Origin of the sequence: Sandarakinorhabdus cyanobacteriorum, assembly GCF_002251755.1 — a bacterium.
Classification (GTDB): domain Bacteria; phylum Pseudomonadota; class Alphaproteobacteria; order Sphingomonadales; family Sphingomonadaceae; genus Sandarakinorhabdus; species Sandarakinorhabdus cyanobacteriorum.
Genome location: NZ_NOXT01000125.1, coordinates 18492 through 35089 on the forward strand (window position 1 = coordinate 18492; position 16598 = coordinate 35089).

14 protein-coding genes and 1 pseudogene are annotated in these 16598 nt (G+C 66.2%); 8 read left to right on the forward strand and 7 right to left on the reverse strand.

Annotated elements, in window-relative coordinates:
* The first annotated feature begins 86 nt into the window (after positions 1-86).
* From CHU93_RS15670 to hslO, 3 genes are all read left to right on the forward strand, one after another.
* On the forward strand, positions 87-1274 hold the full coding sequence (locus CHU93_RS15670) for an aspartate aminotransferase family protein (RefSeq protein ID WP_094475091.1): 1188 nt from the start codon (positions 87-89) through the stop codon (positions 1272-1274).
* A gap of 117 nt (positions 1275-1391) precedes the next feature.
* Entirely contained in the window at positions 1392-2318 is a 927-nt protein-coding gene (argF, locus tag CHU93_RS15675) for an ornithine carbamoyltransferase (protein ID WP_094475092.1), read from the forward strand.
* A complete protein-coding gene (gene hslO, locus CHU93_RS15680; protein WP_094475093.1) occupies positions 2318-3208 on the forward strand; it encodes an Hsp33 family molecular chaperone HslO in 891 nt (296 codons plus the stop codon). The genes argF and hslO overlap by 1 nt, the downstream gene beginning before the upstream one ends.
* A 39-nt stretch (positions 3209-3247) precedes the next feature.
* On the opposite strand, the pseudogene CHU93_RS18300 reads toward hslO, so the two are convergent.
* A pseudogene (locus CHU93_RS18300) lies at positions 3248-3346 on the reverse strand (PEPxxWA-CTERM sorting domain-containing protein); the annotation flags it as partial.
* A gap of 584 nt (positions 3347-3930) precedes the next feature.
* Here CHU93_RS18300 and queC point away from each other — a divergent pair.
* Both queC and queE read left to right on the forward strand, forming a co-directional pair.
* Positions 3931-4605 carry a 7-cyano-7-deazaguanine synthase QueC gene (gene queC, locus CHU93_RS15690; protein WP_094475095.1) on the forward strand — a complete coding sequence of 225 codons (675 nt, stop codon included), beginning with the start codon at positions 3931-3933 and terminating at the stop codon, positions 4603-4605.
* Positions 4602-5234 (forward strand): 7-carboxy-7-deazaguanine synthase, encoded by a 633-nt coding sequence (gene queE, locus CHU93_RS15695; RefSeq protein ID WP_094475096.1) that lies wholly within the window; start codon positions 4602-4604, stop codon positions 5232-5234. The genes queC and queE overlap by 4 nt, the downstream gene beginning before the upstream one ends.
* Positions 5235-5238: 4 nt before the next feature.
* Here queE and CHU93_RS15700 read toward each other — a convergent pair whose 3' ends face one another.
* Positions 5239-6957, reverse strand: a complete 1719-nt coding sequence (locus CHU93_RS15700; protein WP_243375727.1) for a DUF885 domain-containing protein — start codon at positions 6955-6957, stop codon at positions 5239-5241.
* Positions 6958-6979: 22 nt separating this feature from the next.
* Positions 6980-7429, reverse strand: coding sequence for a preQ(1) synthase (queF, locus tag CHU93_RS15705; RefSeq protein ID WP_086116347.1), 450 nt, complete (start codon positions 7427-7429; stop codon positions 6980-6982).
* Between the two features lie 123 nt (positions 7430-7552).
* Here queF and sseA point away from each other — a divergent pair, with 123 nt between their 5' ends.
* The 3 genes from sseA to CHU93_RS15720 are packed head-to-tail and all read left to right on the forward strand — an operon-like array spanning position 7553 to position 10168.
* Positions 7553-8392: a 3-mercaptopyruvate sulfurtransferase gene (gene sseA, locus CHU93_RS15710; RefSeq protein WP_094475097.1), complete on the forward strand. Its 840-nt coding sequence runs from the start codon at positions 7553-7555 to the stop codon at positions 8390-8392.
* Positions 8389-9594: a cystathionine beta-lyase gene (metC, locus tag CHU93_RS15715; RefSeq protein ID WP_423825914.1), complete on the forward strand. Its 1206-nt coding sequence runs from the start codon at positions 8389-8391 to the stop codon at positions 9592-9594. The genes sseA and metC overlap by 4 nt, the downstream gene beginning before the upstream one ends.
* Positions 9595-9625: 31 nt before the next feature.
* Positions 9626-10168 carry a chlorite dismutase family protein gene (locus tag CHU93_RS15720; protein ID WP_094475098.1) on the forward strand — a complete coding sequence of 181 codons (543 nt, stop codon included), beginning with the start codon at positions 9626-9628 and terminating at the stop codon, positions 10166-10168.
* Between the two features lie 3 nt (positions 10169-10171).
* Here CHU93_RS15720 and prfB read toward each other — a convergent pair.
* The 4 genes from prfB to eno all read right to left on the reverse strand — a co-directional run bounded on the left by prfB (position 10172) and on the right by eno (position 16501).
* Positions 10172-11300, reverse strand: a protein-coding gene (gene prfB, locus CHU93_RS15725; protein ID WP_106408492.1) for a peptide chain release factor 2 whose coding sequence is annotated in 2 segments (ribosomal slippage) — positions 10172-11230 and positions 11232-11300 — 1128 coding nt in all. Because the reading frame shifts where the segments join, the coding sequence is not laid out codon by codon here.
* A 45-nt stretch (positions 11301-11345) separates the two neighbouring features.
* Entirely contained in the window at positions 11346-13754 is a 2409-nt protein-coding gene (locus CHU93_RS15730) for a penicillin-binding protein 1A (protein ID WP_243375728.1), read from the reverse strand.
* A gap of 26 nt (positions 13755-13780) precedes the next feature.
* On the reverse strand, positions 13781-15061 hold the full coding sequence (locus CHU93_RS15735; protein WP_165768777.1) for an N-acetylmuramoyl-L-alanine amidase: 1281 nt from the start codon (positions 15059-15061) through the stop codon (positions 13781-13783).
* Between the two features lie 165 nt (positions 15062-15226).
* Positions 15227-16501 carry a phosphopyruvate hydratase gene (gene eno / locus CHU93_RS15740; RefSeq protein WP_094475100.1) on the reverse strand — a complete coding sequence of 425 codons (1275 nt, stop codon included), beginning with the start codon at positions 16499-16501 and terminating at the stop codon, positions 15227-15229.
* Positions 16502-16598: the final 97 nt, after the last annotated feature.

The following is a 16598-nucleotide window of genomic DNA, read 5'->3' on the forward strand; positions in this document are numbered from 1 at the left end:
GGCTGCCGTTTGGGCCGCCTTTTTGCGTTGCCAGTTATTGCGTGTTCGGCGTCCGCATCCAGACGCCCGGTACGGGAACGAAGACGATGACGATCAGCCCGCTGATGCCTGTGTATGGCCGGTGCGAGGTCGCGCCGGTGCGAGGCGACGGCTGTTATCTCTATGATGCGCAAGGGCGCGAGTGGCTCGACATGGCGAGCGGCATTGCCGTCAACTGCCTGGGCCATGGCCACCCGCATCTGGTGCAGGCGATCCAGAAACAGGCCGCCACGCTGATGCACACATCCAATCTCTACAAGGCGCCGGCGCAGGAGCATCTGGCCCAGCGCCTGGTGGACCTGACCTTTGCCGACACGGTGTTCTTCACCAACTCCGGCGCCGAAGCCATTGAATGTTCGGTGAAAACCGTGTTCGCCTATCATTATGCGACCGGCAACCCGCACAAGCATCGCATCATCACCTTCTCCAACGCCTTCCACGGCCGCACGCTGGCGACCATTTCGGCGACCGATCAGGAAAAGCTGCGCAAGGGCTTCGAGCCGCTGCCGGACTGGTTCAAGGTGGTGCCGTTCGACGATCTCGCCGCCGCCGAAGCCGCCATCGACGACACGGTGGGCGCCTTCATGGTGGAGCCGATCCAGGGCGAAGGCGGCATCCGCCCGGCCAGCCCGGAATTTCTGCAGGGCCTGCGTGCGCTGGCCGACAAGCATGGCCTGCTGCTGATCCTTGATGAGGTGCAGTGCGGCGTCGCCCGCACCGGCCATCTGTTTGCCCACGAGATGTATGGCGTGACGCCCGACATCATGGCGATTGCCAAGGGCATTGGCGGCGGCTTCCCGGTCGGCGCCTGCCTGGCCACCGAAAAGGCCGCCGCCGGCATGGTGGTTGGCACCCATGGCAGCACCTATGGCGGCAATCCGCTGGCGATGGCGGCCTGCGAAGCGGTGCTCGATATCGTGACCGAACCGGATTTTCTGCTGCAGGTGCGCGAGATGGGCGCCCGGTTGACCCAGGCGCTGGAACAGATGATCCCCAATCACGATACGCTGTTCGAAAGCGTGCGGGGCCATGGCCTAATGCTGGGCCTGAAGCTGAAGAGCGACAGCCGCGCCTTTGTTGGCCACGCCCGCAGCCATGGCATATTGGCCGTGGCCGCCGGTGACAATGTGATGCGCCTGCTGCCACCGCTGACCATTGGCGAGAAGCAGATCCGCGAATGCGTGGAGCGCCTGTCCGAAGCGGCGCGCAGCTATCAGCCGGCGGTGGCCGCCTGACCCAACTCGCTCCCCTCCCGCTCGCGGGAGGGGATGGGGGTGGGCACCAGCCGCTTGCCCCGAATTTCCCACCCCCCCGGCCCCATCCGCCACGCGGAAGGGGAGGAACTTTGAAAAATGCCGCATTTCCTCGATCTGGCCACTGCCACCCCCGCCGGCCTGCGGGCGATCCTTGATGAAGCGCACCGGCGCAAGGCGGCGCGCGCCGGCTGGCCCAAGGGCCGGGTGGACGACGATGCGCCGCTGGCCGGGCATGTGCTGGGCATGATCTTTGAAAAACCCAGCACGCGCACCCGCTTTTCCTTCGACATGGCCGCCCGCCAGCTGGGCGCCACCACCATCGTGTCGAGCGCCGGCGAGATGCAGCTGGGCCGCGGCGAGACCATCGCGGACACCGCCAGGGTGCTGAGCCGCATGGTCGATGCGCTGATGCTGCGCACCAACCGCCACGAGAAGCTGGAGCAGCTGGCCGAACATGCCGGCATTCCGGTGATCAATGGCCTCACCGATCTGTCGCACCCCTGCCAGGTGATGGCCGACATCATGACCTTTGAAGAGCGCGCCGGCCGCCCGGTGACGGGCTCCACCTGGGCTTATGTTGGCGATGGCAACAACATGACCAACTCGCTGATCGAGGCCAGCAGCCTGCTGAAATTCGATCTGAAGGTGGGTGTGCCGCACGGTCTGGAGCCGGATTCGGGCGTGATGGCCACCGCCTGCGCGCGCGGCGGCTGCATCGATCTGGTGCACAATGCCGAAGCCGCGGTGGAAGATGCCGAGGTGGTGGTGACCGACACCTGGGTGTCGATGGGCCAGGCCGACAGCAAGGAAAAGATGGCCGCCTGCAAGCCGTTCCAGGTGAATGATGCGCTGATGGCAAAGGCTGCCCCCGGCGCGATCTTCCTCCACTGCCTGCCCGCCCACCGCAATGACGAGGTGACGGACAGCGTGATGGACGGCGCGGCCTCTGCCGTGTGGGACGAGGCGGAAAACCGCCTGCACGTGCAAAAGGCCATCCTGCTCTGGTGTCTGGGCCGCATCTGATGGTGACCGAAGGCCTTGCCCCCGCGGCCGATCGTTCGCTGGGCTTCATGGTGCCGGCGCGCAACGCGCGCGGCCAGGTGGTGCGGCTGGATGCAACGCTGAACGCGATCCTGGCCGCCCATCCCTATCCGGAACCGCTGATTCGCCTGTTGGCCGAAGCCCTGACGCTCACCGCGCTGGTTGGCGCGGCGATGAAGCAGGACGATGGCCAGGTGACGCTGCAGGCGCAGGCCAAGGGCGGGATTGTCGAGTTGCTGGCCTGTGACTGGCGGGCCGGCGAGCTGCGCGGCTATGTGAAGCACGACCCGGAAGCCGTTGTAACCGAAGGCATGAGCCTGCCCAATCTGTTCGGCAGCGGCTATCTTGCCATCACGGTTGACCAGGCGGTGTCGGATGAACGCTGGCAGGGCATCGTGCCGCTGGAGGGCGCGACGCTGGGCGAGGCGCTGGAAACCTGGTTCAGCCAATCGGAGCAATTGCCCACCCTGATGCGCGTCGGCGTCGCCGGCAGTGCCGCGACTGGCTGGCTGGCCGGCGGCCTGATGGTGCAGCATCTCGCCCGCGCCGAGATCGGCGGCGAGCGGCTGGACGCTGGCGAACAGCATCCGGACTGGAGCCATATCGAGGCGCTGGCCGCCACCACATCAGTGGAGGAATTGACCGACGCCGAGCTTTCGGCCGAGGCACTGTTGTGGCGGCTGTTCCACGAAGAGCAGGTGCGCGTGGTGCCGGGCCCCACCCCGGTGAAGGGCTGCCGCTGTTCGGCGGCGCATATCCGCGACGTGCTGATGCGCTTTCCCGAAGCCGAACGCGCCGAGATGCGCGACGACAAGGGGCTGATCAGCGTCGACTGCCAATTCTGCAGCCGGGTGTTCGGTATCGCGGCCTGAACGTCTGCCGGGTGGAGGCCCCACCCGGCATGATGATGTTCAGCCCAACGCGGCGGCGCGCCGGCGCTGGACGGCGCCCACCAGGCCGAAGCCGGCAATCAGCATCGCCCAGCTGGCCGGTTCCGGCACTGCCGGGCCACCAACGGCGGTGAAGCTGGTCGGGATGGGCTCGAACGTGTCCAGATCCCGGCTTTCGGCATATTCGAAGGTGACGTCGTCCTCAATCTGCGGGATCGAGAACGCGTTCTTGCTGATGGTGAAAGAGGTGGAGCCGCGGCGCCAATAGAAATCGGCCATGGTCACGACACCACCCGTGACGATCAGCGCTACAGTGTCGTCACCAAAGGTGCCGAAATCGCTGTTGCCGGCGGTGTAACCGCCGCCAAGGGTGCCCGCGATTGGCGACGCCGTGACGGAAAACCCGATGTTGCTGCCAAGGTTGATGCCCTCGACCAGGCCGGTCAAAACGGCCGTGACCGGCGCGAAATTGCCGGTGTTGGTCATGGTCGGCGTGAAGCTGGCAATCACATCCAGTGCGGCAGCCGGCATGGCTGTCAACAAGGCCGCTACTGCACCCAACGTGCGAAGTTTCATGTTTGCAGACCCCCGTTTGCATGCCCATCTCCGCAGGCACTGCAACAGTGTTATACTATCACAGGACAGTTCGTCAAGATTTGCCGGCTGGTTTGCGAACAGGGCAAGCTTGGCTATAGAGCGCCGCAATGAACGCCTCCAACCGCCTTGCTGTCGTCCTGCTTTCGGGCGGGCTGGACTCCACCACGGTGGCCGCCATTACACGGGCGCAAGGCTGGCGAATCCTGGCGCTGACCATCGATTACAACCAGCGCCACCGCATCGAGCTGGAGCATGCCGCGCGCGTGGCGAAGGCGCTGGGCGCCGAGCGGCATATCGTGTTGCCGCTGGATCTCACCGGCTTTGGCGGATCGGCGCTGACCGCCGATATCGATGTGCCCAAAGGCGGCGTGGAGCCCGGCATCCCGGTCACTTATGTGCCGGCGCGCAACACCATCTTCCTGTCGGTCGCGCTGGGCTGGGCGGAAGCGGCGGGCGCGCGGGATCTGTTCATCGGGGTGAATGCGCTGGACTATTCCGGCTATCCCGATTGCCGGCCCGAATTCATCGCGGCGTTTGAAACCATGGCCAACAGCGCCACCAAGGCCGGGGTGGAGGGCGAACGCTTCCGAGTCCATACTCCGCTGATGACGCTGGACAAGGCCGGGATCATCGCGGCCGGTCAGACAGCCGGCGCGCCGCTCGAATTGACCTGGTCCTGCTATGACCCGACGCCGGACGGCCGGCCCTGCGGCCTGTGTGACAGCTGCCGGCTGCGCGCCAAGGGCTTTGCCGAAGCCGGGATGGCGGACCCGGCGCTCTGATGTACGCCGTGAAGGAATTGTTCCTCACCTTGCAGGGTGAAGGCGCGCAAACCGGCCGGCGGGCGGTGTTCCTGCGCTTTGCCGGCTGCAACCTGTGGTCCGGCCGCGAACAGGATCGCGCCACGGCCGTGTGCACCTTCTGCGACACGGATTTCGTTGGCACCGATGGGCCGGGTGGCGGCAAATTTGCCGCGCCTGAGGCGCTGGCCGATGCCGTGGCCGCCTGCTGGGGGGAGACAGCCGCGCACCGGCTGGTCGTGTGCACTGGCGGCGAACCGCTGTTGCAGCTGGATGCGCCGCTGGTGGCAGCCCTGCACGCACGCGGGTTCGAAATCGCCATCGAAACGAATGGCACACAAGTGCCGCCACCCGGCATTGACTGGATCTGCGTGTCGCCCAAGGCCGATGCGCCGCTGGTGCTGACCGCTGGCAGCGAGCTGAAGCTGGTGTTTCCGCAGGCCAAGGCGATGCCCGACCGCTTCGCGCACATGGATTTCCAGCATTTCTTCCTGCAGCCGATGGACGGCCCGGCCCAGGCCGAAAATATCCAGGCCGCCATTGCCTATTGCCTGGCCCACCCGCAATGGCGGCTGAGCCTGCAGACGCACAAGCTGACGGGGATTCCCTAAGCCATCAGCGCCCGGCCCGGCTGCGCTCCGCCGCCACCCAGGCGCGCATTTCCGCCTCCATCACCGGCAGCGGCACCGAGCCGAGGCCGAGCAGTGTGTCGTGGAAGCGGCGGATGTCAAAGCCGCTGCCCAGCGCCACCTCTGCCTCGCCGCGCAGCTTGCGGATGCTCATCTCGCCCAGCTTGTAGGCCAGCGCCTGGCCGGGCCAGCTGATGTAGCGGTCCACCTCGATCTCGATATCGTGGCGGGCCAGCGCGGTATGCTCTTCGAGATAGGCGATGGCCTGATCCCGGCTCCAGCCCATCAGGTGCAGGCCGGTATCGACCACCAGCCGGCTGGCGCGCCAGTTTTCAAAGCTGGCGCGGCCAAACTCCTCATAGGCATTGCGGTACATGCCGAGTTCCTTGCCCAGAAACTCGGTGTAGAGCCCCCAGCCCTCGCCATAGCCGGAAAAATAGGTCTGGCGGCGGAATGGCGGCGCCGCCGGCGCCTCCAGCGCCATGGCGCCCTGGTGGCTGTGGCCGGGCACACATTCATGCAGGGTGAGCGCGGTGAGCATGAACAGCGGCCGCGATTTCAGATCATAGGTGTTCATGTAACAGGCATCGAGCCCGCCGCGCCCGGAGGTGTAGGTGGGGGCGATGGCATCGGGCACGGGGCGCAGGGTGAAGCGATAGCGCGGCAGGGTGGTGAAAATCTGGTTCAGCTTGCCGTCCATCCGCTTGATGACATAGGCGGAAAAGCCAAGCAGCTCATCGGGCGTGCGGGCATAGAATTGCGGATCGGTGCGAAGAAAGACCAGGAAATCCTTGTATTCGCCCTTGAACCCCGATTGCACCATGGCGGCGCGCAGATCGGCATCAATGCGTGCGACTTCCTTCAGGCCGATCTGGTGGATGGCTTCGGGCGTCAGATCGGTGGTGGTGAATTCCTTCACCTGATCGCGGTACCAGGCGGTGCCATCGGGCAGATCGCGCGCCGCCGTGGTGGTGCGGGCGCCGGGCAGATAGTCGCTGCGCAGGAAGGCCAGCATCTTCGTCTGCGCCGGGTTGACGATGCCATCAATGACCGTCTGGGCCTCGGCGCGCAGCTGCGCCTGTTCGGCAGCCGTTATGGTGGCCGGCATCAGTGCGAACGGCGCATAGAATGGGCTTTCGCTGCCTGGCTTGATCTGTTTTTCCAGCGTCTGGTCCCGGCCCTTCAGCGTGACGGCCGGCGGGGTGAAGCCGCGCTTCATGCCGGCGCGCATGTTGGCGATATTCTCGTCAAACCAGCGCGGGATGTCGCGCATGCGGCTGATATAGTCGCGATATTCCTGTGCCGTGCGGAACGGCGCCTGTGCGGGCAAATAATTCCACACGTTCACATCGCTGTTGATCGGCATTTCATAATTGCGCCACTTCAGGCCCACCACCTCGGCGCGCAGCGACTCCTGCAGGACGGCCTTGTTCAGCCGTTCGGCGCGCGAAAGATCGGCATCGGGAATGGCGGCCAGCTGATCGAGCACGCCCTGCCAATAGCGCAGCCGCCCCGCCTGGCAGGCCGGCGTCACACAGGGCAGGCGCGGGCCCTGCCTCGTGTCCAGCCCATCCTGCACCTGGCCGGTCTGCGCCAGGCGCCATTGCCATTCGGCATCATAAACCGCTTTCAGGCGTTGATCAGCGGATTGCGCCGCAGCGCTTCCGGCCAGCAACAGCGCGGCGGTGATGGTGCGAATCAGCATGATGGTCCCCCCTCTTCCCGTGTCAGCCGCGCCCGCGATAGGTCGGCACGCCCTGGTCCGGCAGCCACAAGCCATCGGGCACCGGGCCTGATTGCCAGAACACATCGATCGGAATGCCGCCGCGCGGATACCAATAGCCGCCGATGCGCAGCCATCGGGGCTGCATTTCGGCCACCAGCCGTTGGCCGATGCCCACGGTCACATCCTCGTGGAAGCCGGCATGGTTGCGGAACGATCCGAGGAACAGCTTCAACGCCTTTGATTCAACAATGGTTTGATCGGGCACATAGTCAATCACGATGTGCGCGAAATCGGGCGCACCGGTGACCGGGCACAGCGACGTGAACTCCGGGCAGGTGAAGCGCACCAGGAACATCGCACCGGGCCGCGGGTTGGGCGGATAATCCAGCACCGCCGCTTCCGGGCTGGCCGGCAGGGCGCTTGTCTGGCCCAAATGCAACACGTCGACCACTTAATCTCTCCAAGCTGTAACAAAGCCATGCCCGGGCCCGACATTGGGGGTGACATGCGCTGCCTGCGCAATTATGTCACGCCTCTATATCGGTCCGGACAATGATCCTCGGGGAGTAACCGCATGAACCTTCTGGTGTCCACTGAATGGCTTGCCGCAGAGATGGTCAAGTCTGATCTGCGGATCATCGACGCCACCCTGTTCCTGCCGGCCCACGGCCGCAACGCCCGCGCCGAATTCGAAGCCGCCCATATTCCGGGCGCGGTGTTCTTCGATATCGAGGAGGTGTCGGACACGTCGAGCCCCCTGCCCACCATGCTGCCGCCGGCCGAGAAATTCGCCTCGCGCTGCCAGGCGCTGGGCTTGGGCGATGGCAGCCGCATCGTGGTGTATGACAACAGCCCGATCCGTTCGGCCGCGCGCGTGTGGTGGATGCTGCACCTGTTTGGCGCGCATGAGGTGGCGATCCTGGATGGCGGCTTTGGCAAGTGGCAGGCCGAAGGCCGGCCGGTGGAAAGCGGCAAGCCGATCGTGCGCCACCGCCATTTCACCGTGTGGGCCGACAAGAAGCTGGTGCGTGATGCCGCGCAGATGACCGACAATCTGCGCACCAAGGCCGAGCAGGTGGTGGACGCCCGCTCCGCCGCGCGCTTCACCGGTGCCGAAGCCGATCCGCGCCCCGGCGTGCGCCCCGGCCATATCCCGGGCTCGAAGAACATCCCCTATGCCGCGCTGTTCAATGATGATGGCACCTACAAGCCCGCGGCCGAGATCAAGGCGCTGTTTGATGCCGCCGGCATCGACCTGGGCAAGCCGCTGGTGGCCACCTGCGGTTCGGGCATCACCGCCCCGGTGCTGGCCTTTGGCGCCGCGCTGAACGGCAAGACCGATGTGGCGGTGTATGACGGCAGTTGGAGCGAGTGGGGCACCAACCCGCACAACCCGGTCGTGATGGGCGCGTGACGCAGCGCCGGCCGCCGCGCGCTGACTTGTCGGGGCTGGGCATCGGCACGCAGCTGGCCCAGGCCGGGCGTGACCATGCCGTCGACATGGTCAACGTGCCGGTGGCGCGGGCATCGACCATCCTGTTCGAAAATCTGGCTGATCTGGACCGCGCCATCCGCGATCCCGATGCTGGGCTTTATTATGGCCGGCGCGGCACCCAGAGCCATTGGGCGCTGGAAGACGCGCTGACCGGGCTGGAGCCCGGCGCGGCCGGCACCAAGCTGTTCCCATCGGGCGTCGCTGCCATCACCACCAGCCTGCTCGCCTGCCTGAAGGCTGGTGACGAGTTGTTGATCACCGACAGCGCCTATGAGCCGAGCCGGACCTTTGCCGATCATCTGCTCAGCCCCCTGGGCATCACCACCCGCTATTTCGATCCGCGCTGCGGCGCGGGCATCGCTGAGATCGTCTCTGAACAGACGCGTGCCATCCTGCTGGAATCGCCCGGTTCCCTGAGTTTCGAGGTGCAGGACTTGCCGGCCATCACCCAGGTGGCAGGGGCGCGCGGCATCACCACGTTGATCGACAACACATGGGCCACGCCCTTGCGCCTGCAGCCGCTCAGCCTGGGGGTGGACATCAGCATCCAGGCGCTGACCAAATATGTTGGCGGGCACAGCGATGTGATGATGGGCAGCGCCACCGCCAATGCCGCGCTGTGGCCAAGGCTGAAGGCCGCCACCTACCGGCTGGGCCATTTCGTGTCCGCCGATGATTGCACGCTGGCGCTGCGCGGCCTGCGCACGCTCGCCCTGCGGCTGGAGCGGCACGAAGCCTCGGCACTGGCGGTGGCGCGCTGGCTGGAAGGCCATCCGGCGGTGGACCGAGTCTGGCACCCCGCCCTGCCCTCCCATCCCGATCATGCGCTGTTCAAACGGGATTTTTCCGGCGCCACCGGTCTGTTCGCCATGGTGCTCAAACAGGGCAGCCGGCCGCACACCGCCGCGCTGATCGACGGACTGCAGCATTTCGGCATTGGTTTTTCCTGGGGCGGCTATGAATCGCTGGTGCTCCCCGTGGAGCTGGACCGCATACGTACTGCGACGACCACACCCCTGCCCGGCCCCATCGTGCGGCTGTCGATCGGGCTTGAGGATCCGGCCGATCTGATCGCCGATCTCGACGCTGGCCTGTCGCGCTACATGGCGCAGTTCGCGTAACCACAGCGGCCGGGGCGGCGAATGACGGGCCATGCAACAGCCCGCATCCCCCACGGTGTTCAGCGGCGGCGATCTCGGCGCCTGGTCCGTGCTGTCACACCAGACATTGAACGGCCCCGCCATTCCCAAATTTGCCCGGCTCGCGATCACGCCGGCCGCCACGGCGCCGGCCGGCGCCCGCTGGCAGGCGCGCGGCGTGAACAGCAACCTGCGCTATACCAGCCAACAGGAGCAGCGGGAGCTGAGCGGTCACGCCGCCCCGTCGGACCGGGGCGACCGCTGCGCCGTGCTGATCCCCATGTCCAAATGCGCGGCCTGGTGGGGCATGGCGCAGGATCAACGGCTGGCCATCTATGCCCGGTCGCGCCACATGCGCATCGGCATGAGCGTTCTGCCCGAGGTGGCGCGCACGCTCTATCACGGCCGCGATCTGGGCGAGCCGTTCGATTTCATCACCTGGTTCGAGTTTGACGAAGTCGCCGAAGCGGCGTTCGACGTCATGCTGGCCCGGCTGCGCGCCAGCGAGGAATGGGATTATGTCTGCGCCGAAACCATGATCCGGTTGCGGTGCTGACGATCAGTCCACATCCTCCACGTCAACTGCTTCGCCCGTCACACGCTGCGACAGCGCCGCGGCCATGAAGGGATCGACATCGCCATCCAGCACGTCGGACGGGCTGGTGGAGGTGACGCCGGTGCGCAGATCCTTCACCAGCTGATAGGGCTGCAGCACATAGGAGCGGATCTGGTGGCCCCAGCCGATATCGGTCTTGCTGGCCTCGGTCTTGGCGGCTTCGGCCTCGCGGATGGCGAGTTCGCGCTCGTAAAGCCGGGCCTTCAGCATCTTCATCGCGGTGGCGCGGTTCTTGTGCTGGCTGCGCTCGTTCTGGCAGGCGACGATCACGCCGGTGGGCACATGGGTGATGCGGATGGCCGAATCGGTGGTGTTCACATGCTGGCCGCCGGCGCCCGAGGCGCGATAGGTGTCGATCTTCAGATCGGATTCCTTGATCTCGATCTCGATCTCGTCATCCACCTGGGGATAGACCCAGACGCTGGCAAAGCTGGTGTGCCGGCGCGCCGCGCTGTCATAGGGGCTGATGCGCACAAGCCGGTGCACGCCGCTTTCGGTCTTGGCCCAGCCATAGGCCTGGGTGCCCTTCACCAATATGGTGGCGTTCTTGATGCCGGCGGTTTCGCCCGAGTTGAAATCGATCAGCTCGACCTTGTAGCCATGCTTTTCCGCCCAGCGCTGGTACATGCGCAGCAGCATGCTCGCCCAGTCCTGGCTTTCGGTGCCACCGGCGCCGCTGTTGATTTCGATATAGGTGTCGTTGTTGTCCGCCTCGCCCGACAACAGGGCGGCAACCTTGTCCTTCTCGGCCTTGCTCGCCAGCGCCTTCAGCGCCGCCACGCCGTCTTCGGCCATGGCCTCATCGCCTTCCATTTCGGCAAGTTCGATGAGCTCGCAGGTGTCAGCGAGGTCGCGTTCAATCTCACGCGTCGCGGTGATGGCCTCGTCCAGCCGGCGGCGCTCGGTCATCAGCGCCTGCGCAGCCTTGGGATTGTCCCACAGCTTTGGGTCTTCAACCCGCGCGTTCAGTTCATCGAGACGGCGTAGGGCGCGATCCCAGTCAAAGAGACCTCCTCAGCAGGTCCAGCGCCTGCTTGATTTGGAGGGCAGTGTTTTCGGCTTCGGCTCTCATGGCGGTGCGGATAGGGCCGGCCTGAGCCGCTGGCAAGATGCCGCGTCAGTAAATCCCGCCTTCGGCTTCCAGAAACTCCGCATCCGATCGCACGCGGCCGCCGCTGCGCCGTTCCAGCACATCCTGGGCGCGGTTGATGCGCCTGGGCTCGCTGTCGGGCTTGAAGGCTTCCCAGATCACAGCGGGGCGCGGGCCGGGATCAGGCCACACGCCGAACACGCGCTTGCCCGAACGGCGGTCGATGCGGACCATGCGTACCCCGGCCGGAATCGCGAATGGCAGCGCAGGCCAATCCTTGAGCGCCACCTGCCCCCATTGCCGCCAGATCGGCGCTGCCGTGGTGCCACCTTGCGCATAGCTGCCAAGACTGCGTGGCTGGTCATAGCCAAGATAAAGCCCGGCCACGATGTCCGGCGTGCCCCCGACGAACCACACATCATTGGGGCCGTTGGTGGTGCCGGTCTTGCCCGCCAATGGACGATTGAGGCTGGCCAGCACGGTGCCGGTGCCGCGCTGGATCACACCTTCCATCACATGCACGATCTGATAGGCGGTGCGCGGGTCCATCACCTGGACGACCCGGCCCTGCGGGCGCGGCATCGGCCCGCCGTTCCAATCGGGTGCGTTGCAGCCGGGGCAGCCGCGATTGTCACGCCGCCAGATGACCTTGCCGCTGCGATCCTGGACATAGTCGATCAGGCCTGGTTCCAGCCGGCGGCCATCATTGAAAATCTGGGCATAGGCGTTGGTAAGCTTCATCACCGTGGTCTCGCCGGCGCCCAGCGCGATGGAGAGCACCGGCTGATACTCACCGATGCCCAGCGCCTTGGCCTGCGCCACGATCCGTTCCATGCCGGTCGCATCCGCGACGCGCACCGTCATCAGGTTGCGTGACTGTTCGAGGCCCCAGCGCAGCGTCTGCGGGCCGGCGCTGCGCAGATTGTTGAAATTCTTGAAGCATTTCGTGCCCAACAGCTTGGTCTGGAACACGCAATAGGGGCCATCGACGACGATGCTGGCCGGGGTGAAGCCATTGTCCATCGCGGTGGCATAGACGATCGGCTTGAAGGTGGAGCCGGGCTGGCGGTTGGCCTGGGTGGCGCGGTTGAAGGCCTGGGCACGGGCATCAAAGCCGCCGACCATGGCGCGGATGCGGCCCGAGGCCACCTCCTCCGCCACGAAGCCGCCCGAAATTTCCGGCGGCTGCCGCAGCGCCCACCCGGCTGGGGTGCGGGCGACGGCAATCACATCGCCGGGGCGCAGCACCTGCGCGGCGGAGCGGCCCGATGCCTTGAATGGCCGCGCCGCCAGCCGGCCGGGCAGCGTGCCGCTGCTGCCGTCGGTGAAGCCGATCCGGGCGTCCAGCCCGGATTTGGCCAGCACCACGGCCTTGGCCCAGTTGGGATAGCCCAAGGGCACCAGCGTGCCCGACAAGCGGCCGGGCCAAGCCCCAGAGTCGATGGCGCCCAATTCAATCCGCGCGATGGGGCCACGCCATGGGCGGTTCGCCTCATAGCGGGTCATGCCGTCGCGCATCGCCTGTTCGGCCGCCGCCTGCATGACGGGATCGAGCGAGGTGCGGACCCACAGACCGCCGCCATAGACGCTGTTGGGGCCGTTCTCCTGCGCCTCGCCAAAGCGGGCGATCAGGGTCCGTCGCACCTCCTCGATGAAATAATCGTCGCGCGGGCGGGGCAGTGCGCGGTTGGGGATGGCCGCCAGCGGCATGGCGGCGGCGGCGGCGCGCTCAGCCTCGCTGATGTAGCCATTGGCCGCCATCTGGCGCAGCACATAATCGCGCCGGGCGAGCGCGCGGTCCCGCCGGCGGATGGGATCATAGGTGGAGGGTGCCTTGGGCAGGATGGCGAGATAGGCCATTTCCGCCAGATCAAGCCGGTCCACCGATTTGCCGAAATAGGCCTGGGCCGCGGCCTCCACCCCATAAGCGTTGCGGCCGAGGAAGATCTGGTTGAGGTAAATCTCGAGGATCTCCTGTTTCGTCAGCGCCGATTCCAGCCGGCGGGCAAGGATCGCCTCCCTGATCTTGCGCCACAACGACACCTCGTTGCCAACCAGGCTTTTCGCCACCTGCTGGGTGATGGTGGAGGCGCCAACCGGCGGGCGATCGGTGAAGACCGATTCGATGTTGGTGACCACAGCCGAGGCAATGCCCAGCCAGTCGATGCCGCCATGTTCGAAGAAGGTCTTGTCCTCGGCCGAGATATAGGCCTGGACCAGGCGCGGCGGCAGTTCGGCATAGGGCACGAAGATGCGGCGCTCGCGGGTGTAGCTGGTGACGATCTCGCCATTCACGTCGCGCACCATCGATGGCAGCGCCGGACTGAAGGCGGCCAAATCGCTTTCGGATGGCAGGCCCTTGGTTGCCTGCCAATAGAAGCCGCCGGCCAGCAGCAGCGGCAACAGGATCAGCAACAGAAGGCGGCGACGGCTCACGGCAAAAGCGATAGCGGGCCAGCGGCTCATTTGCCAGTGAGGTGGCGTTCAATGGCGCGGGCAACGCCCCTGGCCACCTGGCGGCGCCCGGCATCGGAAAACAGCCGTTCGGCATCCTGCCGGTTGGTGACATAGCCGGTTTCCAGCAGAACCGACGGCACATCGGGCGCCTTCAGCACGGCAAAGGCGGCGAAATGGTGGAATTCGCCGCGGAAATTGATGTCCTGCTCTTCCAGCGCGTCTTGCAGCGTGTCGGCAAATTGCACCGAGACATTGCCGGTGGCGCGGCGGACGAGATCGACCATGATTTCGCCGACCTCCGGCGCCTCCACCCCCAGGTTGACGCCGCCGATGATGTCCGCCTTGTTTTCGCGCGCCGCCAGCCGTTCGGCGATGGCATCGCTGGCCACGGCCGAGAGGGTGTAGACAGATGCGCCCCTGGCCTGGTCGTTCGGCGCGCTGTCGGCATGGATGGAAATGAACAGATCGGCGCGGGCATCGCGGGCGATGCGCACCCGGCCGCCCAGCGGAATGAAGATGTCGGTGTCCCGCGTCAGCTTCACGCGCACCTTGCCGCTTTCGCGCAGGATGCGGGCGGTTTCGCGGGCGATGCTCAGCGTCACATCCTTCTCATAGCCGCCATCCACCGAAATGGCGCCAACATCCTTGCCACCGTGGCCGGCATCGATGACCACCAGCGGCTTGCCACCGGTGCGGGATTTGACGCCGCCGGGCCGAGCGATGATGGCAACCGCCTCGCGTTTGGGCGGCGGGGGTTTGGCGGCCTCGGCCGGCGGTGCTTCGGGCGCTGGCGGTTCAGCGGCGGTGGCCGGCTTGCCGAAATCGGATGGCAGCTGGAACCCGGCATCGGGCAAGGTCGGCGGCGGTGGCGGCCCGTCGCTGCGCAGCAGTGGCAAGGGCTTGCGGCCCCGCGCCACCATGGCGGCGAACAATTGGGGCGTGCTGCGATCAAGGATCAGCACCACTTGGTTGCCGGTGGCCCGCGCCTCCCGGATGATGACCGGCGCCTTCAGATCGATCACCAGCCGAGCGGTGCCGGGGGCGAACATGGCCATCCGCAGGCCGGCGACGCTGTTGGTGCCGGGCGCGGTGAGCGCTGGGTCAACCACGCCGACGAAATCCACCACAAGCCGAAACGGATCGGCGAGCGCAAAGGCCTGCGCCGCCGGCAGCGGGCCATCGGCGGTGATGGTCACCCGGCCGGGCTGGCTTTCAACGGCCGTGATCCGCGCCGCCCACAGGGGAGCGGCCCAGAACAGGCACAGGATCAACAGGATGCGGCGCACAGCCAAAGGGATAGAGGGGCTGGGCCGGCGGAGCAACCCGATCCTCCCCAAACTTGTTTGGGGAGGTGCCGAGCAACGCGAGGCGGAGGGGCGTTTGTGGCACTAGCCCCTCCGTCAGCCTTCGGCTGCCAGCTCCCCAAACAAGTTTGGGGAGGGTCTTGGCGGTCAGCGCAGAACCGAGGTGCCAGCGTAGACGGCGTCGCTGCCCAGCTCTTCCTCAATGCGGATCAGCTGGTTGTACTTGGCCAACCGGTCGGAGCGGGCGAGGCTGCCGGTCTTGATCTGGCCGCAGCCGCAAGCGACCGCGAGATCGGCGATGGTGGCATCCTCGGTCTCGCCCGAACGGTGCGACATCACGCTGCGATAGCGGTTGCGGTGCGCGAGATCGACGGCTGCCAGCGTTTCCGACAGCGTGCCGATCTGGTTGACCTTGACCAGCAGGGCATTGGCCAGGCCATCCTTGATCCCCTGCCCCAGCCGCGCCGGGTTGGTGACGAACAGATCATCGCCAACCAGCTGGACGCTGCCGCCCAGCTTGTCGGTCAGGATCTTCCAGCCGTCCATGTCGTCCTCGCTCATCCCGTCCTCGATCGAGAGGATGGGATAATCGCCGCACAGGGCGGCCCAATAATCGGCCATGGCGGCCGGTGACAGGGTCAGGCCCTCGCCGTGCAGATGATAGGCGCCATCCTTGAAAAACTCCGTGGCGGCGGCGTCCAGCGCCAGCATCACGTTGCCGCCGGGGGTGAAGCCGGCCTTTTCAATGGCCGCCATCACGAAATCCAGCGCGGCGCGGGTGCCGTTCAGATTGGGGGCAAAGCCGCCCTCATCACCCACGGCGGTGTTGTGGCCATGGGCCTTCAGCTCGGCCTTAAGGGTGTGGAAGATTTCCGCGCCCCAGCGCACGGCTTCGGCGATGGAACCGGCGCCGACCGGCATCACCATGAATTCCTGCACGTCGATCGGATTGTCGGCATGGGCGCCGCCGTTGACGATGTTCATCATCGGCACGGGCAGCAGCCGCGCCGAAACCCCGCCGACATAGCGGTGCAGCGGCAGGCCGCGCGCATCGGCGGCGGCCTTGGCGACGGCAAGGCTCACGCCCAGGATGGCGTTGGCGCCCAGCCGGCTCTTGTTCGGCGTGCCATCAAGCTCGATCATCGCGGCATCGATGGCGCCCTGTTCCTCGGCCTCCATGCCCGACAGCGCGTCGTAAATCTCGCCGTTCACCGCAGCGACGGCCTTCAAGACGCCCTTGCCCAGATAGCGCGCCTTGTCGCCATCGCGCAGTTCTACCGCCTCATGGGCACCGGTGGAGGCGCCCGACGGCACGGCGGCGCGGCCGGTGCTGCCATCTTCCAGCACCACGTCCACCTCGACCGTGGGGTTGCCGCGGCTGTCCAGGATTTCGCGGGCGTGGATATCGATGATCGCAGTCATGGCTTTGGCCTCGTGGCGACAGGGTTTTTCCGGTGCGGCCAGCCTTGCGCCGGCGCGCGTGATTGGCCAGATAGAAGGCGAATGTTGTGCGGGCAAG